26 protein-coding genes are annotated in these 23,770 nt (G+C 63.7%); 10 read left to right on the forward strand and 16 right to left on the reverse strand.

Going from position 1 to position 23,770, the window contains the following annotated elements; all coding sequences use genetic code 11:
* The first annotated feature begins 10 nt into the window (after nt 1-10).
* Genes ACE1EY_RS14455 through arsH form a run of 4 tightly spaced genes read left to right on the forward strand, consistent with a single transcriptional unit; the run spans nt 11 to nt 2,605 of the window.
* Nucleotides 11-343 (forward strand): metalloregulator ArsR/SmtB family transcription factor, encoded by a 333-nt coding sequence (locus ACE1EY_RS14455; protein WP_291514639.1) that lies wholly within the window; start codon nt 11-13, stop codon nt 341-343.
* Nucleotides 340-1,428 carry an ACR3 family arsenite efflux transporter gene (gene arsB / locus ACE1EY_RS14460; protein ID WP_291514640.1) on the forward strand — a complete coding sequence of 363 codons (1,089 nt, stop codon included), beginning with the start codon at nt 340-342 and terminating at the stop codon, nt 1,426-1,428. The genes ACE1EY_RS14455 and arsB overlap by 4 nt, the downstream gene beginning before the upstream one ends.
* Complete coding sequence (locus ACE1EY_RS14465) at nt 1,425-1,889, forward strand: arsenate reductase ArsC (RefSeq protein WP_291514641.1); 465 nt, start codon at nt 1,425-1,427, stop codon at nt 1,887-1,889. Before arsB ends, ACE1EY_RS14465 begins: the two co-directional genes overlap by 4 nt.
* Nucleotides 1,886-2,605 carry an arsenical resistance protein ArsH gene (gene arsH, locus ACE1EY_RS14470; RefSeq protein WP_291514642.1) on the forward strand — a complete coding sequence of 240 codons (720 nt, stop codon included), beginning with the start codon at nt 1,886-1,888 and terminating at the stop codon, nt 2,603-2,605. The genes ACE1EY_RS14465 and arsH overlap by 4 nt, the downstream gene beginning before the upstream one ends.
* Nucleotides 2,606-2,679: 74 nt before the next feature.
* On the opposite strand, the gene ACE1EY_RS14475 is transcribed toward arsH, so the two are convergent.
* The 7 genes from ACE1EY_RS14475 to ACE1EY_RS14505 form a co-directional block, all read right to left on the reverse strand.
* Entirely contained in the window at nt 2,680-3,546 is an 867-nt protein-coding gene (locus ACE1EY_RS14475; RefSeq protein WP_370300491.1) for an MBL fold metallo-hydrolase, read from the reverse strand.
* A gap of 110 nt (nt 3,547-3,656) precedes the next feature.
* Nucleotides 3,657-3,812, reverse strand: a complete 156-nt coding sequence (locus ACE1EY_RS14480) for a hypothetical protein (RefSeq protein ID WP_370300492.1) — start codon at nt 3,810-3,812, stop codon at nt 3,657-3,659.
* A 124-nt stretch (nt 3,813-3,936) separates the two neighbouring features.
* Nucleotides 3,937-4,566, reverse strand: a complete 630-nt coding sequence (locus tag ACE1EY_RS14485) for a hypothetical protein (RefSeq protein ID WP_370300493.1) — start codon at nt 4,564-4,566, stop codon at nt 3,937-3,939.
* A 6-nt stretch (nt 4,567-4,572) separates the two neighbouring features.
* A complete protein-coding gene (locus ACE1EY_RS14490) occupies nt 4,573-5,535 on the reverse strand; it encodes a hypothetical protein (protein ID WP_291515265.1) in 963 nt (320 codons plus the stop codon).
* Nucleotides 5,536-5,717: 182 nt separating this feature from the next.
* On the reverse strand, nt 5,718-6,452 hold the full coding sequence (locus ACE1EY_RS14495) for a nitroreductase family protein (protein WP_291515266.1): 735 nt from the start codon (nt 6,450-6,452) through the stop codon (nt 5,718-5,720).
* A complete protein-coding gene (locus ACE1EY_RS14500) occupies nt 6,452-6,613 on the reverse strand; it encodes a hypothetical protein (protein ID WP_291515267.1) in 162 nt (53 codons plus the stop codon). Before ACE1EY_RS14500 ends, ACE1EY_RS14495 begins: the two co-directional genes overlap by 1 nt.
* 97 nt (nt 6,614-6,710) lie before the next feature.
* Nucleotides 6,711-7,109, reverse strand: a complete 399-nt coding sequence (locus tag ACE1EY_RS14505) for a helix-turn-helix domain-containing protein (RefSeq protein ID WP_370300494.1) — start codon at nt 7,107-7,109, stop codon at nt 6,711-6,713.
* A gap of 70 nt (nt 7,110-7,179) precedes the next feature.
* Here ACE1EY_RS14505 and ACE1EY_RS14510 point away from each other — a divergent pair, with 70 nt between their 5' ends.
* Nucleotides 7,180-8,037: a class I SAM-dependent methyltransferase gene (locus ACE1EY_RS14510; RefSeq protein ID WP_370300495.1), complete on the forward strand. Its 858-nt coding sequence runs from the start codon at nt 7,180-7,182 to the stop codon at nt 8,035-8,037.
* A 142-nt stretch (nt 8,038-8,179) separates the two neighbouring features.
* Here the strand turns inward: ACE1EY_RS14510 and ACE1EY_RS14515 are convergent, their stop codons facing one another.
* Both ACE1EY_RS14515 and ACE1EY_RS14520 read right to left on the reverse strand, forming a co-directional pair.
* Nucleotides 8,180-9,178, reverse strand: coding sequence for a diguanylate cyclase (locus tag ACE1EY_RS14515; protein ID WP_370300496.1), 999 nt, complete (start codon nt 9,176-9,178; stop codon nt 8,180-8,182).
* Nucleotides 9,179-9,366: 188 nt separating this feature from the next.
* Nucleotides 9,367-9,915: a PaaI family thioesterase gene (locus ACE1EY_RS14520; RefSeq protein ID WP_370300497.1), complete on the reverse strand. Its 549-nt coding sequence runs from the start codon at nt 9,913-9,915 to the stop codon at nt 9,367-9,369.
* Between the two features lie 103 nt (nt 9,916-10,018).
* Here ACE1EY_RS14520 and ACE1EY_RS14525 point away from each other — a divergent pair, with 103 nt between their 5' ends.
* The gene (locus ACE1EY_RS14525) at nt 10,019-10,387 is read left to right on the forward strand and encodes a DUF6122 family protein (RefSeq protein ID WP_291515109.1); all 369 of its coding nucleotides are present in this window, start codon (nt 10,019-10,021) and stop codon (nt 10,385-10,387) included.
* A gap of 19 nt (nt 10,388-10,406) precedes the next feature.
* Here the strand turns inward: ACE1EY_RS14525 and ACE1EY_RS14530 are convergent, their stop codons facing one another.
* A complete protein-coding gene (locus ACE1EY_RS14530; protein WP_291515108.1) occupies nt 10,407-11,132 on the reverse strand; it encodes a crotonase/enoyl-CoA hydratase family protein in 726 nt (241 codons plus the stop codon).
* Nucleotides 11,133-11,299: 167 nt separating this feature from the next.
* Here ACE1EY_RS14530 and ACE1EY_RS14535 point away from each other — a divergent pair, with 167 nt between their 5' ends.
* On the forward strand, nt 11,300-11,890 hold the full coding sequence (locus ACE1EY_RS14535; protein ID WP_370300498.1) for a pseudouridine synthase: 591 nt from the start codon (nt 11,300-11,302) through the stop codon (nt 11,888-11,890).
* A gap of 83 nt (nt 11,891-11,973) precedes the next feature.
* Complete coding sequence (locus ACE1EY_RS14540; protein WP_370300499.1) at nt 11,974-12,798, forward strand: DUF2059 domain-containing protein; 825 nt, start codon at nt 11,974-11,976, stop codon at nt 12,796-12,798.
* 28 nt (nt 12,799-12,826) lie between these two features.
* On the opposite strand, the gene ACE1EY_RS14545 is transcribed toward ACE1EY_RS14540, so the two are convergent.
* The 5 genes from ACE1EY_RS14545 to ACE1EY_RS14565 form a co-directional block, all read right to left on the reverse strand.
* Nucleotides 12,827-13,225, reverse strand: a complete 399-nt coding sequence (locus ACE1EY_RS14545; RefSeq protein WP_291515105.1) for a DUF2237 domain-containing protein — start codon at nt 13,223-13,225, stop codon at nt 12,827-12,829.
* Between the two features lie 128 nt (nt 13,226-13,353).
* Nucleotides 13,354-14,688 carry a serine hydrolase domain-containing protein gene (locus ACE1EY_RS14550; protein ID WP_370300500.1) on the reverse strand — a complete coding sequence of 445 codons (1,335 nt, stop codon included), beginning with the start codon at nt 14,686-14,688 and terminating at the stop codon, nt 13,354-13,356.
* Entirely contained in the window at nt 14,685-16,217 is a 1,533-nt protein-coding gene (locus ACE1EY_RS14555) for a carboxylesterase family protein (protein WP_370300501.1), read from the reverse strand. Before ACE1EY_RS14555 ends, ACE1EY_RS14550 begins: the two co-directional genes overlap by 4 nt.
* Nucleotides 16,214-18,712, reverse strand: coding sequence for a TonB-dependent receptor (locus ACE1EY_RS14560; RefSeq protein WP_370300502.1), 2,499 nt, complete (start codon nt 18,710-18,712; stop codon nt 16,214-16,216). The genes ACE1EY_RS14555 and ACE1EY_RS14560 overlap by 4 nt, the downstream gene beginning before the upstream one ends.
* A gap of 61 nt (nt 18,713-18,773) precedes the next feature.
* Nucleotides 18,774-19,457 (reverse strand): TetR/AcrR family transcriptional regulator, encoded by a 684-nt coding sequence (locus ACE1EY_RS14565; protein ID WP_370300503.1) that lies wholly within the window; start codon nt 19,455-19,457, stop codon nt 18,774-18,776.
* 214 nt (nt 19,458-19,671) lie between these two features.
* On the opposite strand from ACE1EY_RS14565, the gene ACE1EY_RS14570 reads away from it, so the two are divergent.
* Nucleotides 19,672-21,024: a hypothetical protein gene (locus tag ACE1EY_RS14570; RefSeq protein WP_291515100.1), complete on the forward strand. Its 1,353-nt coding sequence runs from the start codon at nt 19,672-19,674 to the stop codon at nt 21,022-21,024.
* A 4-nt stretch (nt 21,025-21,028) separates the two neighbouring features.
* Nucleotides 21,029-22,555 (forward strand): M28 family peptidase, encoded by a 1,527-nt coding sequence (locus ACE1EY_RS14575; RefSeq protein WP_370300504.1) that lies wholly within the window; start codon nt 21,029-21,031, stop codon nt 22,553-22,555.
* A 185-nt stretch (nt 22,556-22,740) separates the two neighbouring features.
* Here the strand turns inward: ACE1EY_RS14575 and ACE1EY_RS14580 are convergent, their stop codons facing one another.
* The gene (locus ACE1EY_RS14580; RefSeq protein ID WP_291515098.1) at nt 22,741-23,724 is read right to left on the reverse strand and encodes a hypothetical protein; all 984 of its coding nucleotides are present in this window, start codon (nt 23,722-23,724) and stop codon (nt 22,741-22,743) included.
* Nucleotides 23,725-23,770 lie beyond the last annotated feature (46 nt).

Genomic DNA, 23,770 nt, shown 5'->3' on the forward strand with positions numbered 1-23,770 from the left:
TAATGGAAATATGGATAACTCAACGGCCACCCTCAAGCTCGCCTCGCTAGCCCAGGAAACCCGCCTTGCCATCTTTCGCGAGCTGGTCCAGGCCGGGCCGGATGGCCTGAACCCGGGTGTCCTGGCCGAGCGGCTGGACATCGCCCAGGCAACCTTGTCCTTTCATCTCAAGGAGCTGCGTCACGCCGAGATGATCCAGTCCCGGCAGGAAGGGCGCTTCATTTTCTACTCGGCCAATTTCAGTGCGATGAATGCCTTGCTGGGGTTTCTGACCGAAAACTGCTGCAGCGAGAGCGGTGCCGGTTGCACGCCGGACCTGCACTGCGAACAGGAGGACGCATGAGCACAGACAACCTCACGCCAGCCGAGGTGGCGGGCGAGGACAGCCCGGCCATGTCGATCTTTGAGCGTTATCTGACTGTTTGGGTGGGGGCCTGCATCGTCGTGGGCATCGGCCTGGGCCATTTCGTACCGGGGCTGTTCCAGGCCCTGGGCAGCATGGAAGTCGCGCGGGTGAATCTGCCGGTGGCGGCGCTGATCTGGCTGATGATCATTCCCATGCTCATCAAGATCGATTTCGCCGCGCTGCACCAGGTGCGGCGCCATTGGCGGGGCATCGGCGTCACGCTGTTTGTGAACTGGGCGGTCAAGCCGTTTTCGATGGCGTTTCTGGGCTGGCTGTTCATCGCCACGCTGTTCCGTGACTGGCTGCCCGCCGATCAGATCGACGCCTATCTGGCCGGGCTGATCCTGCTGGCGGCCGCGCCCTGCACGGCGATGGTCTTCGTGTGGAGCAACCTCTCGGACGGCGAGCCACATTTCACCTTGAGCCAGGTTGCGCTGAACGACGTGATCATGGTCTTTGCCTTCGCGCCCCTGGTCGGCCTGTTGTTGGGGCTGGCCTCGATCACCGTGCCCTGGGACACGCTAATGCTGTCCGTGGGCCTCTACATCGTCGTGCCGGTGATCCTCGCCCAATTGCTGCGGCGGCGACTGCTGGCGTCAGGCGGCGAGGCACGGCTGGAGTCGGTGCTGGGTGTGCTGCAGCCGGTGTCCATCGTCGCGTTGCTGGCCACGCTGGTGTTGCTGTTCGCGTTCCAGGGCGAGCAAATCGTGCGTCAGCCGCTGATCATTCTGTTGCTGGCCGTACCCATCCTGATTCAGGTGTACTTCAACTCCGGCCTGGCCTATCTGCTGAACCGCTGGAGCGGTGAGGCTCATTGCGTGGCGGCCCCCTCGGCGCTGATTGGTGCCAGCAACTTTTTCGAGCTGGCGGTGGCCGCGGCCATTGCCCTGTTCGGGTTCGAGTCTGGTGCGGCACTGGCCACCGTGGTCGGGGTACTGATTGAGGTGCCAGTCATGCTCTCTGTCGTTCGCATCGTCAACGCCACCAAACCCTGGTACGAGCGAGGTCTCGCCAAGTCATGAAGATTCTCTACATCTGCACGCACAACCGCTGCCGCAGCATTCTTTCCGAGGCCGTGACGAATCGGCGGGCGGGCGGCGCCATTGAGGCGCGCAGCGCCGGCAGCCAGCCGGCCGGCGAGGTGCATCCGCTGTCGCTGACCTACCTGGCAGAGGCGGGTTATCCCACCGAGGGCTTGCGCAGCCAGTCCTGGGACGATTTCGAGGACTTTCAGCCGGACGTGGTGATCACCCTTTGTGACTCGGCAGCGGGGGAAGCCTGCCCGGTCTGGTTCGGCCAGGCGATCAAGCTGCATTGGGGGCTGGAGGACCCGTCCAAGCTGGGTGGCCCGGAGACCGTCGTGGCACAGGCGTTTCGAGCCACGATTGTGCAGATCGAGGCACGGGTGGACGCGCTGGCCGAGCTCGCCACCTCGCCGCGTGACAGCTGGCCGGCTCGCCTCAAGGAGCTGACCGCCGCATGAGCACTCTGGACGACAAGCTCCCAGCGCTGGATGAAGAGCAGTTTTCGGTCCCCGCGGCGGATGCCTTCAGCCGGATGCATGCTCAGCACAAGCCGCGGTTCCTGCTGCTCTATGGCTCGCTGCGCCAGCGCTCCTACAGTCGGTTAGTTATTGAGGAATGCAGCCGCCTGCTGGAGCGAATGGGCGGCGAGGTGAGGATCTTCGACCCCACGGGGCTGCCGCTGCCGGACAGCTGCGAGGCCGACCACCCCAAGGTGAAGGAACTGCGTGACCTGGTGACCTGGTCCGAGGGGCAGGTTTGGTGCTCGCCGGAGCGCCATGGATCGATGACCGGAATCATGAAAGCTCAGATCGACTGGGTGCCGTTGTCACTGGGCGCCGTGCGCCCCACCCAGGGCAAGACCCTGGCCGTAATGCAGGTCTGCGGCGGCTCGCAGTCCTTCAACGCCGTCAACCAACTCCGCGTGCTCGGGCGATGGATGCGCATGATCACCATCCCCAACCAGTCCTCCGTACCCAAGGCCTTCCTGGAATTCGACGAGGCCGGCCGCATGAAGCCCTCGGGCTACTACAACCGCATTGTCGACGTGCTGGAAGAGCTGGTGAAGTTCACGCTGCTGACACGCGACAACAGCGACTACCTGACCGACCGCTACTCCGAGCGGGTCGAGAGCGCCGAGGCGCTGATGCAGCGGGTGAACCAGCGTTCGATCTAGGGAAAACCGGCTCCGTCTTGGCGGTGTGAATAGATCAGTGTTTCCCTAGCCCTGGGCGTTCGTGAACGGCTGCCTCAGTGCAGCAGGCGCCAGGTTCCATCGTCCGCGCTGACCCGGCCATCTTCGACCAGCTTGTCCAGATGCGCGATCAGGCTGCGTGCAGCCAGCGGGTGGATGGCCTTGGGGACGTCGGCGTATACCACCGGGAGCAATGCTTCCAGCGTCACCGGGGCGTTAAAGCGGATCAGGCCATCGACGACTAGCGCCTCGCGCTTCATACGGTGTGCAATCACCGCGTCGATCACGGTGCCGGGCGGTGTCAGCGGGTTGCCGTGGGCCGGGAGGATGCGCCTTATCGGCTCCAACTTGAGCCGCTCCAGCGAGCCGACGTAGTCCTTCATGTTGCCGTCGGGCGGCGCGATGACGACCGTGCCTCCGTCCATGAACTGGTCACCGGCAATCAGGTCACCGCTGGCTTCATTGAGATAGCAGAGATGGTTTTTTGCATGGCCTGGCGTGTAGAGCACGCGCAGTTGGAAGTCGCCGCAGTCCAGCTGATCCCCTTCATCCAGCAACTGATCGATCTCGAAATCCGCATCGCGCGGACCCTGTAGAACCTCGTGGTGCGAGTAGATATGGGCGCCAGTGGCGGCGGCCAGCTCCCGGGCACCGGGGGAATGGTCGGGGTGGGTGTGGGTTAGCAGAATCCAGCCGAGACGACCATCGCAGGCCGCCAGAATGGCATCCAGATGGCGGGCATCGCGCACGCCGGGGTCGACCACAGCAACCCGGCCGTCACCAAGCAGATAGGTATTGGTGCCGGTGCCGGTGAGCGGGCCGGGATTCGGCGCGGTGATCCGCCGCACGCCCTGGCCCAGCGGCACGGGGGTGTATGGCGGAAATGAGGCCCGGATGTCGTCTTGGTCGGGCGATGCGGTCATCGTGTCTGCTCTGCTCTGCTCTGCTCTGCTCTGCTCTGCTCTGCTCTGCTCTGCTCTGCTCTGCTCTGCTCTGCTTGCTGGGAATCACGGACGAGCCCCGGCTGGCGAAATCAGCGCGGTAACTTTGCCGCCTGCACGCGGTGTTCGGTGCGGCAGACACGATCACCGTAGTAGTTGTCATTAAAGTTGCAACGTACCGGAATCGGGACCAGTTCCGGTTCCGGGTGTCCGAGCAGCGCGCGCAGGAATTTCTGGATCAAAGGCATCGTGTCACCCGACAGGCTAGATGTGATCCAACGTTACGCGCCCTTGATCCATTAGTGAAATTGAATCTGCGCCCATTGATGATAGCTAAAAGCGATCAACTCACTGCCATCTTGCGGCGTATGTCTATCGCGTGGCGTGATCGGGAGCATCATAGAGCTTGGCGGTTGGGCTTTGGCCCATGCAGTCCGGCAACTGGCGGATCTCGCGCAGCACCTGCTGCTGAAGGTCGCTGGCAGCGCGATCAAGAGACTCGTTGATCTCCTCTGCCTCGCCAGCCCAGTTCACCGACGTATCCGAGCCGCGGGCAACCAGCACGGTGTCCCTTTCTGAGGATTCGATCCGAAGCCGGATGGCGATCGTGATTGTGCGACTGGTGGTTTTCGAATGTCCCTGCACGCCAAGCCGGAGTAACTCCCCCTGCGTCGGACGTCCGGTCTCGTCAGAGACGGTCGGTATAGCCAGCAAGGTTTCGCGTACCCAGCCCAGCGGACTGTCCAGCACGTAGCGCCTACTGCCATGCACGCCAATGTCGCTCCGATTGCGCCGCGCATCAGTGAGCGCAACTAGCTGAAACTTGCACGCCGCCAGCTCGGCGGGGGCGCTATCGCTCCAATTCTCGGAAAATATCGCGTGATTCTGGGTGGGGGTCACTTGCACGTCGGTGAGCGTTTTCGGCGAGGCACAAGCTGCGAGGCCGAACACAACAGCAGCGCCGAGCAGGCCGCGGCCTGGGCGAATTCTGAAAATAGGCACGGCGACTTAATCGGTTTGTGCGGCCGCCTGTTGCGCCAGCGCGTGTGCGGGGATGAAGGTCGAAAGGTGACCATTTGACCAACGGACGCGTGTGGCATCGCCGATCTCCCTCAGTTCACGTGCGATGACCGTGGGCGGTATCTCGCGCGTCGGATCCGAGAATTGCAGCTTTGCTTTTCGATTGATGTCTTTTTTGGGGTTTTGCAGGTCGGCCAGCAATACGGTTGTGACTTCTTCGATACCGGCGATCAGCGCCGTTTTCAGCAACGCTCCATCGTCGGCCACCCAGGCGGCCTTCCGAGCCTCGAAGCCAATGTCATCAAAATACGCCGAGTGCCGGATTGTATTGCCGTAAAGCGCATTGCTTTGCTGGGCGTAGGGTGGGCCTGCCAACTGCTTTCCCGAAACCGTCTGAAACGCAGGCGACTGCGGCAGCAGCATCGCTTGCAGCTCGACAGTCACCGAACTCAACTGATCGTTGATGAGGTAGCGCACGTTAGTGAACAGGTGCGTATCCGACGTCCCGGCCTTGAGCCGAGCGTCGAGATCATCCGAGGCTTGAGTCGTCGTCACGAGCGCCGGGCGAGTGGCATTGATCCAGCCGCTGCCTGCCAGCGATCTGTCGAGGGCCGCCTCCATCATTGCGTCGAACTCGAAGCCCAACAGGGCGTTGCGCACTTGGGTAACCCGGCTCTCGGCGCGAGCCGCAGATTTCTTGTCCCCGGCCGCGTCAAGCGATGCGCCGATCACCGCGCCGATGAGGCCGAACTGCATCATCGCGGCTGAACTGTTTGCACTCCGGAATGTGGCGATGATCTCTTCCTGTTCGATAATCAGCGTTACGTCCGTGCTGTCGATGGACGCCCTGGTATCGGGTTGCAGAACAGGTCTGTGCAAGGAGCAGCCGGTTGAAAGCAGCGCGAGGCAAGACGCGAACAGCGCCCAGCGAGATGTCTTGATTGTCAGCACAATAGAATCCTGTCCGGTTGATCACCGTTGTCGCCGCAACGCTTGGGCAAATACCGAACTGCTTTGGGTGAATGAAGGGTCATACTCACGCGCATGCCCACAGGCACCCGCATCGGGAAAGTGTATCAATCTTGCGCAGCGGCGAATATCGAGTCGAAATCTCGATCATGTGATCCATTCCATCAGATTTCATGCACGAACCGGGTGCGGTCGAAGCGTATCTGTTCGTGATATATCCCTTTTTCGTGCCGGCGGCCGGCAGCGATGACCATGACGGTGAATTCATGCCGGCCGTAGCCGCAGATTCGCCGGACCCGGTCTTCGTCGAAGCCTTCCATCGGGCAGCTGTCGAAGTCATAGGCGCGCAGCGCCAGCATCAGGTTTTCGCAGGCCAGGGCGACTGACTTGGCCGCCCAGAGCTGCATGTCGGTACCGGTGTTGGGGGTGCGCATCATCGGCCGGACCAGGCCTATGGCGTCGCGCACGGTCTTCTTTGCGCGGGCGCCGAGTCCCAGCATGTCCAGCGGGACCGTGCCGTACATGAACTGCGCCAGTCCTCCGTAATACTGCTGCACGACCTTGGGCGGGTTGCCTCCCGGCCACTGCACGAGAATCTCCTTGGCGTGTCGCCGCCAGTTACGTGTGTGCCCGGTGCAGACGATCAGCTCTGCCGCGGTTTTTGCGGCCTTTTGGCTCATGCAGGCTTTGACGAGCTGTGCTCGCTTGTCGGGTGTGGTGACCCGATAAAAATTCCACATCTGCAGGTTGGAACTGTTCGGCGCGAGCAAGGCCATGTCGAGACAGTCTTGCAGGACATCTTCGGGAATGGGTTCTTCGGTGAACTGGCGGATCGAGCGACGTGTGGTGACGGCGCTGCGCAGCGCCTCCACTTGCGGGCTGCACTGAATGGCGGGCATTAGGTTTCTTCCTGACCGGTGACTTGAAACTTGAAGGCGCCGCTTTCGCTGGCATCCGAGCCGGAGCGGTCACCGTTGAGGACCTGGCGGCGAGCCTCGTCCAGTGCCTTGTCGATGTCTTCGATGGTCCGGCCTTCCAGGGTGATGGCGACTCTGAGCATGTGCGGGTGATTTAGGAGCAGGGGGATCGTGAGATGGTCCCACATTCGGCTTTGGCGCCGGTACTTCGAGGCGTTGTTGGGGGGTGGTCTGGGTGGGTCACTGCTTTCGTCGCCCGGCGCTCCGCAGGATTCTCCTGAACTTTGGGCATTCCATGTGGCTGGGGGCGGGGCAGGCGGCGGCGTGACGCAGGCCGTCGCGCATGGTCGTCAGGCGGCGAATCGTCGTGTCGAGCTCCTCCGCCTTGGCTGCGAGTTGATCGCGGTTGATCGCAGGTTGGCCGTCAGCCCCGAACATCTGAGCAATCTCGTTCAGTGAAAAGCCGGCTATGCGGCCTAGACCAATCAGCGCGAGCTGTTCCAGAACGGCCGGGTCGAATTGGCGCCGCAATCCCCGACGTCCGACGGATCGGATAAGCCCCTTGTCTTCGTAGTAGCGCAGCGTTGACGGCGGGATGCCGGCCTGCCGGGCGACCTCCGAGATGTCCAGATCACGCATGACTTGACTTCAAGTTGACTTGAAGTTGCAGACTGCCCATCGGTTTCGGATTGAGCAACAAGAGGGCGTCATGACTGCGACATCGCGGCAGCAACAGCAGCAACTCTGGAACGGTGTGGGTGGTGAGGCCTGGGTGCAATCGCAGGCATTGCTCGATCAGATGTTCCGGCCCATTGAGCAGCGGCTGACCGAGCATGTACTGGCGGAGCCGGCTCGAGAGGTGCTGGATGTGGGCTGCGGTACCGGGGCGACCACGCTGGCTGTGGCCGAACGCCTGGGCGAGCCGGCCCGGTGCGTGGGGGTGGATGTGTCCGGGCCTATGGTGCAGGCCGCCCAGGCCAGGGCGGCGCAATCGGGTATGAACGTCGAGTTCATCCATGCGGACGCCCAGACTCATCCCTTCGAAGATGGGCTGCGTGACGTGATTTTCTCGCGCTTCGGCGTGATGTTCTTTGCCGACCCTGTCACGGCGTTCTCGAATTTGCGGCACGGCGTGAAGATCGGCGGCCGTCTGCATTTCGTCTGCTGGAGACGGCCCGAAGACAATCCCTTCATGACGGCTGCCGAGCGCGCGGCGGTGTCCTGGCTGCCGGAACTGCCGCCACGCGATCCGACCATGCCTGGCCAGTTCGGCCTGTCCCAACCGGAACGAATTCGCGCCATTCTTGGCGCGAGCGGCTGGTCCGACATTTCGGTTCAAGCCGACGACGCGTCTTGTGTGTTCCCCGAAACCGAGTTAACCCATTATTTGGCCCGCATGGGACCGGTGGGCCGCGCACTGCAAACCGTCGGTACTGCGCGCCGCGAGCAGATCATCGATGCCATCCGGCCGGCGTTTAGCCCGTTCGTAGACGGCGCGCTCGTTCGGTTCACCGCAGCTTGTTGGTGGGTGAGTGCTCGGAATGACAGTGAGAGCTGGCGCAGCTAGCTGGGCCGGTGTTGCAGCATCTGATCTCGCGGCCGCAGGTTGAACTCGAGGACCGGCCAACCGTTGAGCGGGCCATTGGAAGTCACGCCGCCGGCTTGGTTTTCGCGGACGCGTCGCGCCACGCAAGCAATGTTGGCGCGCGTCAGGGCGTATGAAAGCGCAGCTGATTTCGACCGCCGCGTTTGGCGGCATAAAGCGCTTCATCCGCTCGGTTGAGAAAGTGGGCATAGCCCAACGCCAGTTCATCGGGGTTGGTCGCCAGCGCCACGCCAATGCTTACCGTCACGCATCGGGCCTCCGAACTCGGGTGGTCGATGCCTAGGGCTTCGACACCGCTACGGATCGCCTCTCCAACCGCTTCGGCGCCGTCTTTGTCAGTGCCGGGAAGAATGGCGGCGAATTCCTCCCCGCCAAATCTGCCGACGAAATCGCCTTCGCGGCGGCCGACGGTTTTCAGCACGCCCGCGACCTGCTTGAGGCATTCATCGCCGGCGGCGTGACCGAAGCTGTCGTTGTAGTCCTTGAACCGGTCGACATCGATCAGCATGATCGCAACCGGTGTGGTCGCCCTAAGAGCGCGACGCCATTCCCTGCTTACGGTTTCGTCGAAGTAGCGCCGATTGAAGAGGTCGGTGAGGTGGTCCTTGACCGATACCGAGCGCAGCACGAGTTCGCTTTCCAGCAATTCACGCAAATCGATGAGCGCCTGGCGGTGCCGCTCGGTCAGTGTTCGCTGCTTGTGGTCGATTGCGCACAGCGTGCCGACCTTGCGACCGGTGGGGGACAGCACCGGGACGCCGGCGTAGAAGCGGATGTTCGGATAACCGGTGACCAGCGGATTGTCGGCGAAGCGCTCGTCGCCGCTGGCATCCTCGATCACCATGATGTCGTCCTGCAGAATCGCATGGCCGCAGAACGAGACATCTCGAGGTGTTTCCCGCACGTCTAGGCCCTGACTGGCCTTGAAGAACTGCCGGTCGTTGTCGATCACGGAAAAGGCCGTGATCGGCACATCCACGAGCGTGCCCAGCAGGCGTGTGATCCGGTCGAAATTCGCCTCGAACGTGTCACTGGCCAGCTTGAGTTCGTCGACAGCTTCCTGGCGGACGGATTCGTCGGAGGGCAGCAGAGGGGCTTTCATGATGTTACGCCGGATCGGGTCTGGCGCAGATCATACGTCGCCCAGGACCCGACGGAGTGGATGCGGGCAAGATTTGATCGCACCCATCTTGTTGCCGAACGGCGCCTGCAGACCGTGGAAAGGCGCGACATGCCTGGTTGCCGAGAACTCGGCGGCGTTGGCTGGTGATGACCAGCCGGATGCCGTGCTCAGCGCCGCTTGGGGCGCATCTGGTAAAGCGCCACACTGCGTGCGACGACCTCGCCTTGCCGGTTTTTCAGTTCGCCGCGAAGCTCGAATTCCGCCTTGCCGGTTGCCAGCGTTTCGGCCTCGATGCGTTCGATTTCATCCGGTGTGAGCGTGAGTTCAATGGTCACCGGGCCTTTGGCGGCCTTGACGTACTCCATTCGCAGGTCGGTGACGATCGGAATGAAACGCGACATGCCGTACGTCGCAAGCAGCAGCGGGCCACCGGGAAACTCGGCCAACGTGAACAGCGCGCCGGCGTACATCGTGCCGATGTGGTTCACATTGCGCTTGAGCGGCATCGTGGCGACGACACGCCCTGGTTCGAGTTCGGTGAGGCGCACCCCGGAACGGCGTACGAATGGAATAACCAATGGCGACAGCATCTGGACCAACCGCGGACGGATGGTGTCGCTGAAGGCTTGTTCAGCGCGCTCCACCGGCAGGCCCGCATCGCGGGCTTGTTCAATGGCGATCTGCGCCGTGGATTGAAGTCGGTTCGTCAGGTTCATGTTGAATTCTCTGGTGCAAGTCGGCCCACCATCGTTCGGGTGGCCTCTCGGAGCATGGTGTCGACGGCCGAGTCGGCTCGACCGGCACGAAGACTGATTTTACGTGCATGGATATTGGGCGCCGCAGCGGGCATACGGCGCGGAGCTCGACCATAATGGCCGGGTGAGCTTCGCGCTATTGCATCTGCCACTGCATGTCTTGCTGCCGGGTCTGGTGGCTCGTGTGGGGTTTCCCGACCGATGGCGTCAGGCGTGGCTGATCATGGTGCTGACGATGTTGGTCGATCTCGATCATCTACTCGCCGATCCGGTCTTTGACCCACTGCGTTGCAGCATCGGGTTTCATCCGTTGCACAGCCTGCCGGCCATCGCCTTGTATGGCTTGGCCCTGGTCTGGGCTCCTTCGCGCATCATCGCGGTCGGCCTGCTCATTCACATGCTGCTGGATGCAACAGACTGCGTGTTGCCGTAACCGGCGCAGCCTATCCGTCCTAGGTGCGACGTGTGGCGCTGCGGATACCCAGCATCAGCGCATCGGCCAGGTCCAGTTTGACGCTACGGCGGATGTGGCGGATCAGGTCATGGCGGATCCGGCGCTTGCTTGCGGCATGGGCGGGCATGTCGAGCTGGCTGAACTGTTCGGCCAGCGCCAGCGCGCGCGGCATCACCTCGGCGGACTTCACCACAGCGTCGAAGAAACCGGCGCTGTGCGCGGCGTCGACATCAAAATATTCCGAAAGGTTGACCGCCCGCTGGTAGGCCGCCGGCGTCAGCCGGTGTTGCAGCATGGCCGCGCCCACCCGTGGCATCGTCAGGCCTAGCGCCACTTCATTGGCCGACACCTTGTAGTCGCCCTGCGTGCCGATCACGTAGTCGCAGGACAGCATCAGGAACACGCCCATCGCCAGTACGTGGCCGTTGCAGGCGGCGATCACGGGGTAGGGATATTCCAGCACCCGCGCCGTGAGCAGGTAGCCCAGGCGCAACATCTTGAGCGTTTGCGTGCCGCCGGATTTCAGCACCTTCAGGTCAAAGCCTGCCGAAAACACCTCTTCGCGGCCGGTGATAATGACCATGGCCTGATCGGCTTCTGCGCGGTCGAACGCGGCGTATAACTCTTCGAACACGGCCGGCGGGAGGGCATTGCGTTTGCCGTCATCAATGGTGATGGTGGCTACGCCGTTGTCTAGACTGTACGAGACAGAGGACTGGGTCATGGCTATCCAAGGCTTGAAATCGGTCTATCGTACCGCCTTGGATGGGCCGTGAGCGTGCGTATTCGCTTGGTCACCGAGCTACCCGATTCGGGCGAGCCGGCAAGCTGCGTTCCGACAAGGCGCAATGTTGGCGTGTCGTCCAAGGTGCCCATCACTAAACTCATGCCATGGCGACTTCAGCGAACCGCAGGAAATCACCACGACCACGCGTGCATGCGCAGCAACTGATCGCCTTCAACAAACCGTTCGGCGTACTCAGCCAGTTCACCGATGCAGGCGACCGCCGAACGCTGAAGGAGTATGTTCCGATCCGCGATGTTTACCCCGCCGGTCGGCTGGACAAGGACAGCGAGGGTCTGTTGCTGCTCACCAACGACGGTCGTCTACAGGCACGCATCGCCGACCCGGCACACAAGCTGCCCAAGACCTACTGGGTGCAGGTGGAAGGTGTGCCGAGCGCCGAGCAGCTTGCCGAGCTTGCCGCCGGGCCGGCGCTCAAGGATGGGCCGACCAAACCCGCGGAGGTGGAGTGCCTCGCCGAGCCCGATCTGTGGCCGCGTGATCCGCCGGTGCGATTTCGCAAAAACGTTCCCACGAGCTGGCTGGCCATCACCATCCGGGAAGGCCGCAATCGGCAGCTGCGGCGCATGACGGCCGCTGTCGGCTTGCCGACCTTACGTCTGGTGCGTGTGCGGATCGGCCCCTGGGGCCTGGACGAGCTGGCACCGGGCGAATGGCGGCGTATTGTCTCGGCTTGAGTCCGGCGGCGGCCCGCGTGGGCTTTTAGCCCTCACGCGTTGCTGAGACACTAGCGGCAGACTCAAACGATCTGGTTTCTGCCTTGATTCACCGAACCTTACTCCTGGGCGCGTCCCTGCTGCTGTCCGTGCCCCTTTGCGCCGCGACAACAGCCGACGTCGATACCCTGATGGATGTCTCCGGCATCACCAAGCAATTCGCCGATCTACCCAAAACATTCATCGCCGGGATGAAGCAGGGCATGCAGCAGGATGAGGACTCCGATCCCGCGGTGTCGGCCATGCTGATGGAAGCTGCTGAACGCACGGTCACGGTCGAGCGGTTTCTGAACCCGGTTCGCCAGCAGCTCGACGAGGGGCTCAGCAAGGCCGACATCAAGACCCTGATCGAATGGCATCAGTCGCCGGTAGGCGAGCGGATCACACAGGCCGAGGTCCAGGCGTCCACCCCGCAGGCAAACGAGCACATGCTGGCGCTGGCGCCGCAGCTGCTACAGGACGTGGCGCTGGTCGAACGGGCTGACCGCATCGATGCCGCCATTGGCATGACCGATCTGACCATGGACGTGCAGGAGAACGTCACGCTGATCATCATGCAGACCGTGGCGGCTACCACCGAGGGCGCGGAGCCCGTGGACGAGGAGGCGTTCCGGTTGCAATGGGAGGTGGTCGAGCCCCAGGTTCGGGCCAATATCCAGCAGTACACGCGCATTAGCGCGGCGTACACGTATCGCCAGTTGAGCGAGGGCGACGTGGATGCCTACGTCGAGTTCCTCAGTTCACCGCTGGGCCGACGGTTCACCGCCGCCGGCAAGCAGGGCATGGCCGAGGGTTTTCAGGCCGTGACCCAGGCCTGGACCCGGGACTGGGCTGGCCGCCTGCCAAAGCCGGCCGCCGACGCACCGTAGAGAACGCTTGCGCCGCCCGGCGCAGGGGCTACGAGATGTCGACCGCGTGTTTCTTGAGGTCGGCGAGCTGGCAGGTCTGCAGTGCCAGTCTGTCGGTGGCGGCCAGCACGACGCGCGGTGCACAACCGGCCTGCAGGGCTTCCCGCCAGCGTGCGGCGCAAAGACACCACTGATCGCCCGGCTTCAGGCCGGGAAACCGGAATTCCGGGCGTGGCGTGCTGAGGTCATTGCCGCGACTCGCCGAGTACGTCAGAAACGCGTCGGTCACGCGGACGCAGACCACATGTCGTCCCGGATCGCGGGCATCGCCGCGGCAGCAGCCATCACGAAAAAATCCCGTTTTGGGCTGGTGGCTGCAGTCGGCCAGCGGTTCGCCGAACACGTTGCGCGGTCCTTCGGGGCGTTCCGGGGAGCTGTCAAAGGCCATGATCGGTGTCGCTTGCTGTGGGTTGGTGCAGGTCTGCACCTGCGATGAGGCTACGCAGCATTCCTGCCACGGCCCCGGCTTGCACGAGGCCCATCGTACCTGTCCCAGGGATACGAACGCGATGCTGGCTATGGGCGGCGGTCGGCCTCCGCCGCCACGGCTGCGGCCAGTGGGCGCAGGTAGCGATAAATGCGCTTGTCCTTGCTGGTCGAGAACACCGCGATGACCAGATCCTGCTGTGGCGAAACGTACAGCGCTTGGCCGTCATATCCGGATTTGAACAAATCGCCATCCGCAAAGATCGCATCCCACTGGGCCAGCGCATTCACCGGACGTTCGCCCAGCTTCGCATGCAGGTGATCGATAACTGCAGTGGCGGTACGAAAATGTGCGTTCTGATCAGGATCGGTCATCCTCGCCAGGGCGCGCTTCGACAGCACGTCGGCGCGCTGCCCCGAGGGCGTGAACAGCAGGCCGAACCGGGCCAGATCCCGCAAGCGCGAGGAATACATCCCGTGGGCGATCGGACGGCCGTCCGGACTCAGTCCCAGCAGGCCGTCGCCCTCGGCGCCGATACGGGACCAGATGCGCTGCTGGACAACGTCGGCGTATCGACGGCCCGTGACGCGCTCGATCAGCAGCGCCAGCATGTTGGTGTTGGGGGATGCGTATTCGTACCGGGTCCCGGGCGGCCGAGCGGATGTCATCAGCTGCAGCGCGCGATCGTGCCCCACGGCCTCGATGCCGTCGCTGCGCTGCAGGATTCCCTCGGCATAAATGAGCCGTCCGATGCCCGAGTCCGGGTCTGCATACCCGGCGGCCGAGTCCAGCGCGTCGATTCCGCTGGCCATGTTCAGCACATGCTCGACACTCGCGCCTTCCCAGCCCGAGCCGGCAAACTCGGGCAGGTAGGCGACGATGTCCCGGTCGCCATCGATGGCCCCCTCGTCCAGCAGGCCGGCCACGATCGTGCCGGCCAGCAACTTGGCAACCGACCACCACAGGTGGCTGTCCTCGCGGCGCATGCCGGGATACCGCTCCACCACGACCTGCCCGCGATGCAGGATCAGCAAGCCCTGCACCCGGCTTTGTGGATCACCCAGCAGTTCGGTCAGCGAGAGCGTGCCCTGCGCCGCTTCCACCCGCAGAGACAGCAAATGTGCCCCGGTCCGGGGCCGAGGGGGCAGGGTTGTGATCTCGCCCTGCGCGGCGACCAGGTGATGCGGAAAGAACGCCGGCATGTTCAGGTAGCTGTAGAGCGCCTGATTGCCCGCCCGGGTCAGCTTGAAGGGATCAAACCCGGCCAGCAGGTATTCGCTGCGCTGGGCGGTGAAGCCGTCGCGCGCCACCGCCACAGGCCAGAGATGGTCCAGCGGATCGGCAGGCGGCGCCGCAGCCGCAGGCGCCGCGAACAGCAGACCGGCCAGCAAGGGCAAACAGGCGAGGCGGTGCATGGCGTTCATTGGTCCCAGGTCCTCACGTATTCATGTTGGCCCCAGGTTGGCCAGCTGTCGCTGGCGGCGGGGCTCGGCTGTCCGGTGTGGACAAAGTGTCGAAGGCTGCTTGTGATCTCCTCGTGCAACCGCTGGCGCGCCGCCTCGTTCTGCGGTGTCCAGGCAAAGCGCATGTAGCTTTTCTGATCGTCGATGAAGTTGCCGAACACGAACGGCAGATCCAGGCCATGGAGGGTGCCGAAATCACTGCGCCAAGGCTCGGGGTAGTCGTCCCACGCGAAGCGGTAGACATAAACAGCGGGCAACTGCGCGGCATAGGCCCGTTCGAACTGCCGCAGTTTGCGACCGACCAGCCAATCGCCGAGGCCGATGCGCACACGGCGTTGCCAGCGCTGCACCAGGCCCAGCGTTTGATGGATGGTGGCGTCGCGTGGCTCGCCGTTGACCAGGGGCCAGCACGCGCCGGCACTGGCGCCGACATTCTTGAACCCGGCCAGAGTCGACATCTCGTCATCGGTGCGGCCGATGAGCAGAGGCACCTCGCTCACCACCTGGGGCGCGGGTTCATCCGCCTCATCCTCATCCAGCGCCATCAGCACATGGCCGTCGGCGACAAAGGCCGGGGGCAGGCCGATACCGGAGGCCTGGAGCAGTTCCGTCGTCGACCGGTTGAGCAAAAAGTCGCGCTGCGCCTGTGGTGGCTGTGCGGTCAGCCAGTCGTCCACTGACGGTGCATCGTCCGCGCGCTGGCGCAGCAACTCGCCGAGCAGCTTGGCGGTGCGCTGCTGACCGGTCTGCGCAGACGCGGAAAACGGTATTCCCGAGAAGCTGATCGCGCGGGCGAAGGACCCCTTGGCGAGCGGCGAGCGCAACAGCCCCAGTACCGCGACGGCGCCCGCCGACTGGCCTGCCAGCGTGAGATTGTCGGGGTCGCACCCGAAGGCGGCGCAGTTGCGCCGGGTCCAGTCGAGGACCGCAATCATGTCGAGCAGGAAGTAGCTGCCGGAGTCTTCTGCTGGCTGCCCGGTGTGCAGGGCGCGGCTTTGCAGCGAGCCCAGCACGCCGAGGCGGTAGTTGGCGGTGACGACCACGGCGTCCAGCGCTTCAGCCAGGCGTTCGCCGTCGTAGATCGGGTAGGACGCCGTGCCGGCGATGCCGCTGCCGCCGTGAAAGAACACCAGAACCGGCCGCCCGCCCCTGAGCGGGCGGGGCGCCCAGACGTTCAGATAGAGGCAGTCCTCCGATCCATAGGGCTTGTCGAACGCGGTTTCATCGAAGCTCGTGTAGTAGTTTCCGATTTGTGCGCAGGCGCTGCCGGCTGTCTGTGCCGACCGCAGCCCGTCCCAGGGGCGCACGGGCTGCGGGGCGCGCCAGCGCAGCAGGCCCACGGGCGGGGCGGCGTAGGGCACCCCCAGGAAGCGGTCGACCTTCGCCAGGGATTGCCCGGCGAGCTGGCCGGCGTCGATGGTGACGACACTGGCCTCGGCAAGCGGCGTGCAGGCCCACAGCACGACGACGATCAGATGACGCAGGCTCATGCGCCGAACTCCAGGCTGAAGCGCGCGGACAGGGTTCTGGGCGCATTGAGAATGAAGAAGTCGCTGCCCACGGCGCTGTTGATCCGACTGACGGGGGCGGTTTCATCCAGCAGGTTGGCGCCGCTTAACGTGAGCTTGGGGCGGCCGCTGATGCCGGGCATCGTGAAGTTCAGGCTCAGGTTGACGGTGGCGTAGTCATTGACCAGGTCTTCGCTGGTGATGTCGTTGTAGGTCTTGCCCACATAGGTGTAGCTGACCAGGCCGGCAAAGTTGACCGCCCAGTCCGGCGAGCCGAAGACGGCCGCGTTCACGCTGTACTGGTACTCGGCCGATCCCGGCAGTGGCGTGCCCGCCGGCACCGTGCTCCGACCTGCTTCGAAGGGCACCGTCGTGCGTGCGTCCACCATCCCGCCGGTTGCCGAGAGGACCACGCCTGGGATCGGAGTCAGCCAGCGCATGCTGGCCTCGAAGCCCTCGCTGCGCGCGCTGCCGACGTTGTCGTAGTAGTTGATCTGCAACGAGTTCTTGAGCACCACCAGCGCATCCGTGTAGTCGATCAGGTAGGCCGTGAGATCGAATTCGAAGCGGTTGTCGAACCAGCGTGTGCGCAGGCCCAGCTCGTAGTTCCAGATCGTGTCGGATTTGTAGGTGCCGGGCACGTTCTCGATCTCGCTTTCCGGGATGTTCTGGATGCCGCCGAAGCGAAACCCCTTGCTTGCGAGTGCGTAAAGCGAGTGTTCGTCGGTGAAGCGGAACAGCGCGGATATCTTGGGATTGAAGCCTTCTTCGGTGATGGACGCGGTGAAATCGGCCGGTGACATTCCGTTGTTGACCAGGCGGGCACCAACGCCCTGACCGACAAAGCCGCCTTCGACTTCGGTGCGGAACAATCGTCCACCGAAGGAGAGTTCCAGTGGAGACCAGGGGATCCAGGTCAGATCGAAGAAGAACGCCTGCTCCTGGGCGGTTGCGTTGGTTTCGGCACATAACACCGACAATTCACAGGCCAGGCCCGTGGAGCCCGGGACCACCGAGTCCAAAGCCTGCTCGAGCGCATCGCGCAACCCGAGCACGTCAGCCACCGCCAACAGCGAGTCCACGGTGTCGTCCAGCAACACGCCGGTCTGGTTGAGGGCCTCGGCGTTCAGCACCAGTCCGTAGCGGATCGGGGAGTGCAGGTAGTAGGCGCCGGCCAGCCATTCGAAGCGTTCGCCGCCGATGGACTGGAGCCGCAGCTCCTGCTGAAACGAGCTGGATTCCTGGTCGGTGACGAACGGAATCGCCAGCGCGTCGGGCGTGCCCGGCGGAGGCGTCCCCAGCAGGGTTCCGTAGGTGTCAATGATGTTGAAGCGCTGCTTTTCGGTGCGCGAGCTGGAGGACACCAACCGCACCGTGTCCCAGTCGTACTGGATCTCCAGGTTGTAGAGGCCGAAGTTATGGTAATTCGGCCATGGCAGCAGGCTGCCTTGTGTTTGCCGCGGGCCATCGGGCGAGTCGGAGATGACCAGGCCATTGTCGGCGTCGTAGCTCTGTTCCAGATACGTGAACTTGACCTGCAGGGCATCGCTGGGTTGCCACAGCGCCACCGCCCGAATCTGGTCGCCATCGCCGGCGTTCACGTCCTTTGCGGCTTGTTCGGGACGTAGATCGTCCGTGACGCCAGGGTAACTGCGCCGGATATAGGCCAGGCGCAAACCCAGGTCGCCGCCTTCGCCCAGCAGCGGGACATTGACGACCAGGCCCTGGGCCCAGCCTACCGAGCCCTCGTCCGGGGCGATGAGCTGTCCGAAGTAGCGCGTTTCCCATTGATCCGGCGCCGGGTCATTGAGGCGATAACGCAGCACACCGGACAGAGCCGCACCGCCGAACAGCGTGCCCTGCGGCCCCTTGAGCACCTCGACCGCGGCGAGATCAAAGGCCGATAGGTCCGGCGTGATACTGGCGGCATAGGGCTCGTTCAGGGCGGTGTCGCCAATGAAGATGCCCACCGGGTAGGGCACCGTGCTGGTCGGCGAGGCACTGGTCGAGATGCCGCGAATCACGATGCGCTGGTCGCCGGGTCGCGCCGAATTGGCCGTCACCCCGGGTGTCTCCTCCAACACCTCGTTGATGCTCAGTACCCCCATGGATTCCAGGGCCTCGCCGTCGATCGCGGCGATGGACGCCGGGATGTCACGCAGCGATTCCTCGCGCTTGGTCGCGGTCACGACAATTTCCTCCAGCACGGTTCCGCCCGAGCGCGGAGGCTTTCGCGCCGGTTGCTGGGCCGGCTCCTCCAGCGTGATGACATCGTAGGTTTTCGGCGGGTCGTCGGCGGTGGCCTGATCGTCGGCATCTTCCGTGGACTCGCCGGACGCCTGACCGCTGGCCGGGTTGGCCGACTCCGAATCGTAACCGAACAATTCGTCGAGGCTGTCCTGTGCAACAGCGGTATTTGCGCAGGACAGCGCAATCCAGGTCGTGGCGAGCAGCAGGCCCGGCATGGAGTCTTTCATCTGGGTTTCTCCCCCCTTGATACGCACCGCTTTCAAGCGGTGTCGATGGCGCGCGAACGGCTCACCAACCCGATGAGCCGGCCCCTTTGCTGAAAGTGGTTTGCATCGCCGCGATGGCTTCTTCGTCCAGGGGCGGCAGCTGTGGCATGAGCAGTCCGATCAGGTGGTCCAGCCGATACACCAGCGACGTGAGTTTGGGTGCGTACCCACCGTTAGCGACCAGGGGCCGGAACAGCGGCTCGAATTCGTCTCTTGGCAATGCGGCCAGCGCCTCGAGGTCGGGCGTGATCGACGTGTTGCTGCCGGAGGCGCGTGACCGCTCGGCGCTGGTCGCGACCAGGCCGATCAGGGCGTTGTAGGCGATGGCGACATCCTCGACCTGATCGTCCTCGCCACAACAGGCGCGGATCACCTGCGCCACGCAGCCCATGTGCAGCCGCCAGGCACGGCTGCCCGGCGGCGCATGGCAGAACTTCGGATACAGCAACTGCGTGCGCCGCACCGCGAGCAGATGCTCGATGAGCTGCTGGCGCAACGGCACCGGGCTGGCTGCATCGGGCATGGGAATGCGCGACATCAGTTCATCGAGAGCCTGCTGCTCCACCTCGGCAAGATTATCGACGTAGTTGTAGAGCGTGGCGTGGTTCACGCCGAGGTGCCGGGCCAGTGCCCGCATGCTCAAGGCCGCGAAGTCGGCGTCTTCCATCACCTGAAGCGCCGCCGCGACGATCTTCTCCCGCGTCATTTTTCGCGGCCGTCCGACCGCCGGTCGCCGTTCTGTCCCTTCAGCTGTCATCTTGTTTGTCCGAACACATAGTTTGTAACCAGTCGGTTATTTACTTTATAACCACATGGTTGTTAAATGTCCAGATCGGCTGTTGGGGCGACGAGGCTGCGGCCGGATAACGAAAATTCAGGCGCTGGCGCTGCCAGCCGGCGCCGATGGAGGAGACAATCTGATGAGTGATGCAAACGCCGGCCGCAAGGCCGGCTTCAAGTGGGGGCCGTTTACGTTGCGGATACCCTTTCTCCAGGCGCGCTGGTGTTGGCCCGAAGGGCTGCAGGGCGTGCTGGTCGCCGCCGCGACGGGGTTGGCACTGGTGCCGATCATGACCGGCTATTTCGGCCTGAGTTTCGAGCAGGCGGTGGCCGCCTCGCTGATCCACTCGGTGCTGATCTCCTCGGCGATCCTGGTCTTCGGCGAGCCCTACGCCCCGGGCTGGATCACGCCGGCCCTTCCCTTGGTGCTGAGTTTCGTCATCGGCGGCTTCGACTGCCCGGAGCTGCGCTTCCAGGCCATGACCGCCCTGTCGCTGGATTTCGCGTTCATCGTGATCCTGCTCGGTGTGACCGGACTCGGGAACCGCTTCATGCTGTGGCTGCCGGCGCCGCTGAAGGGCGGCATCATCCTCGGCGCGGCCATTGCGGCGTTCAAGCGGGTGTTCCTGGACGACGCCGATAAGTATTTGCTGGCGCAGCCGATCAGCACCACGCTGGCCTGTGTCGTCTGTCTGCTGCTGGCGTTTTCACTGCCGTTGCAGCGCCTGCGGGACAGCAACCGCTTTGTTCGCACCCTGGCGTCGCTAGGACTGCTCCCCGGTTTTCTGCTGGCTGCGCTGGTGGGGCCGCTGGTCGGGGAGATCGACTACGACATCCAGTGGGGCGTGCTCCTTCCGCCCGTGCACGAGGTTTGGGCCAAGGCATCACCGCTGGCAATCGGCTGGCCGGATGTGAGCCTGCTGCTGCAATGCCTGCCGTTGGCGCTGGTCGCCTACATCATCCTGTTCGGGGATTTGGTCACCGGCAATGAGGTGTTGCGCCAGTCGGCGGACCAGCGACCGGATGACCCGGTCGATATCAACCCCGCCCGCTCGCATCTGTCGGTTGGCATCCGCAACGTGCTGATGGCGTTGACGGCGCCGTTCTTTCCGACGCAGGGCAGTCTCTGGGCCGGGGTGCATGTGATCGTCGTGCAGCGATGGCAGCGCGGGCGGGAGTCGATGGATCAGCTGTTCTCGGGGCTTGCGAGCTACTACGTCATGGGCCTGCCCGCGATGTTTCTGCTGCTTCCGCTGCTGACGGGGCTGAAGCCGCTGATGGGCATCGCGCTGTCACTCACCCTGGTGCTCACCGGGTTTGCCTGTGGATTCGTTGCCATGGCGATCCCGCGCAATCCCACCGAACGCGGGGTCGTCCTGCTCACGGGCGTCGCCATTGCCGTGTTTCCGGCCTGGGTGGGCCTGCTCGTGGGCATCGGCGCCACGGTGGCCCTGACGGGCTTTTCCCCCACAACTGACTCTCGAGTGAGCTGACGCCATGCTGATACGCCATCGAATGCAGGCGGCGCTGCTGGCCCGCGCCACCGCACTGATCCTGGCCTGCGCCGCGGTCGCAGCCTGCGCCGGGCCATCGCAAACACCATCCGCCACCCCGGTGCTTCCGGACACCCGCACCATCACGGCTTGGATCGCCGAGATCGAGGCGCAGGGTATTCGGCGTCCCGGCTGGGCCGCTGACGACTGGACCGAACAATGGGCTGCGGCCAAGTTCCGGGAGTGGGGTCTGCAGGACGTACTGCTCGACCCCATCGCGGTCGAACGGCATGAAGAACAGCATTGGTCGCTGACTGTCTGGCCGGTCGGAGCGCCGGAGCACGCCACGGAGATTCCGTCCTGGCCGATTCCGCTGTCTGCGAATGCAGACCACCTGGAAGGCGAGCTTGTGCTCAGCCCGACGCTGGACGACGTGAAGCCAGGCAGCATCGCGGTGGTTGAGTATCCGTTGATGGTGATGGACCAGAAGACCCTTCGCGACGATGTCGCACGCTGGCACCACGACCCCGACAACGAGTTCGAAACCCTGCAGCAAGTCCTGCCGATGGGCGAACGCTTTCAGAAGGTGATGGACCCGGAGATCGCCGCGGGCGCCATCGGCTACATCGGCATTCTGGATTTTCCCTGGGATGACAACCGCTACTACGTGCCCTACGACGCCAAGCCACGCTCGGCGCCGGGTCTCTACCTGTCGCGGTCCGCCGGCGACCGGCTGTTGGCGATGATGCGTGACGGCCCCGTGCATGCCCGCATCGAGCACCACAGCGAACGTCGTCGGGCCACGTCACACAACGTGCTGGCTGCGCTGCCGGGCCGGTCCGACGAGTGGATCATGATCGGCTCCCACCATGATGGCCCGTGGCACTCGGCCGTCGAGGACGCCAGCGGCGTTGCGCTGGTCATGGCCCAGGCCAGGTACTGGGCCCAGGTGCCGGAATCGCAGCGGCCACACAATCTGCTGTTCCTGCTCAACGGGGGCCACATGTCCGGCGGGGCCGGGCTGCACCACATGGTCGACAGCCGCCGCGAGTTCCTGCAGTCCGACGTGGTTGCCGCCATCCACCTGGAACACGCGGCGCTGGAGGCCACCGTGGTCGACGGCCGGCTGGTGCCTACCGACAAGCCCGAACCGCGCTGGTGGTTCACGAGCTACATCCCGCAGCTGGAGGACATCGTCGCCACTGCCGTCTGCAAGCAGGACCTGCGACGTTCGTTGATGATGCCTCCCTATGGTTGGCCACGGCCGCAAGCAAAGCACCCGCCGACCGATGCCGCCTACTTCTTCTCTACGACACCGGTTGTCAGCCTGCTTGCTGCGCCGATGTATCTGTTCGACCCGGCGGACCGGATGAACATGGTGGATGTCCAGGCGCTGGAGCCCATCAGTCGCGCCGTGATCGACATGGTGGTGGCACTGGATGGCGTGTCTGCCGCGGAACTGCGCGCCGCCGAGTACCTGCCCGGGAGTGAAGACCGGCGGCCCCCCGATGCGCAGGATTGCGGGGCATGATCGCCGTGACGACTGCCGGGCAGATTGACCACGTCGGCCACCACCCGCATCTGGCCGCTGATTGAATCGACGGCCTGGCCTGGCCGCAGACACGAGAACGCCACCGAACGGTGGCGTTCTCAATGACAACGCAGCGGGGGCGCGGACGGCGCCCCGCCGCGTCCTGGCGCGTCGGTTGGTGACCTTTAGTAGAAGCCGTCGCAGTTGGAAATCAGGTCGAAATAGCGATATGTCGATGTGGTGTCGCCCACCGTAATCGCGAACTGGGCGTTTTCGCTGGCCTGCACCACTTCGATATGGGCCGTTTCTCCGCGGCTGTCCGTGAGCAGCATTTCGCCGGCTGACGTCACGTAGGAGAACTTGGAGGTCGTAAGCGGGACAACGGTTTCCACCGTCACCGGCCCGATGGGGCAGCCGGCTTCCAGCTCGCCCAGATTGAGGGCAACATCGCCGTCGATCTGGCTTTCGATAAACCCGCTGTTCTCTGCACGCTCTCTGGAGTGCAGCACGAGTTGACCGAATTCGAACACGGCGGCAGGCAGGGAATCCCGCAGGTTGTCGTTTTCACGAACGCCATCGAATTCGATGCAGTAGTCCTGGTAGTTCTGCGAGTCAACGGTTTCGAGCTCGAAGGTCGAGGAGGCCAGCAGGTTCTGTTCGAGCAGGCTTTCTCTGACGTTGTTGTCGGATTGCAGATGCGTGTACTCGCTAAGCCGCTGGCTGGGTTCTCCATATTGCGTCCCCGTGTCTGCACCACAGGTCACGCCAGCGGCGTCGCCAGAATCCGGCAGCGGCACGCGTTGCGTTTCCGGACCATTGAGCACACGTCGCTGGATCGTGCTTCCGGATTCGGAAATCCATTCGCAATCGACATAGACCCGGCGATTGGTCTCGTCGTCTTCGGTGTAATAGCCGGAGTTGCAGTCGGTTGTGGTGACGGTTTTCTGGTTCAGCGCCTTTGGCTGGGAGGCCTTCGACCGACTGATCTGGAAGGCTCTGCTCAAGTCGAGCACCGCCGAAAAGTAGGCAGCGGAATCGTCCGGCGTGACGATATCGGTAACGGCTTGATCCGCCAGCGGCGGGTTCGAGTTGTTGCTGCCACCCGAGCCGCCGCCGCAGGCGGACAGGCTGGTGATCAGAATGGCAGACAAAAGAGTGTTCGCGCTCATGCGATAAGCGTTGGGCATTACAGAGGGTCTCGTAAGATGGGTCTTG

This window comes from Abyssibacter sp., assembly GCF_964229365.1.
Classification (GTDB): Bacteria; Pseudomonadota; Gammaproteobacteria; order Nevskiales; family OUC007; genus Abyssibacter.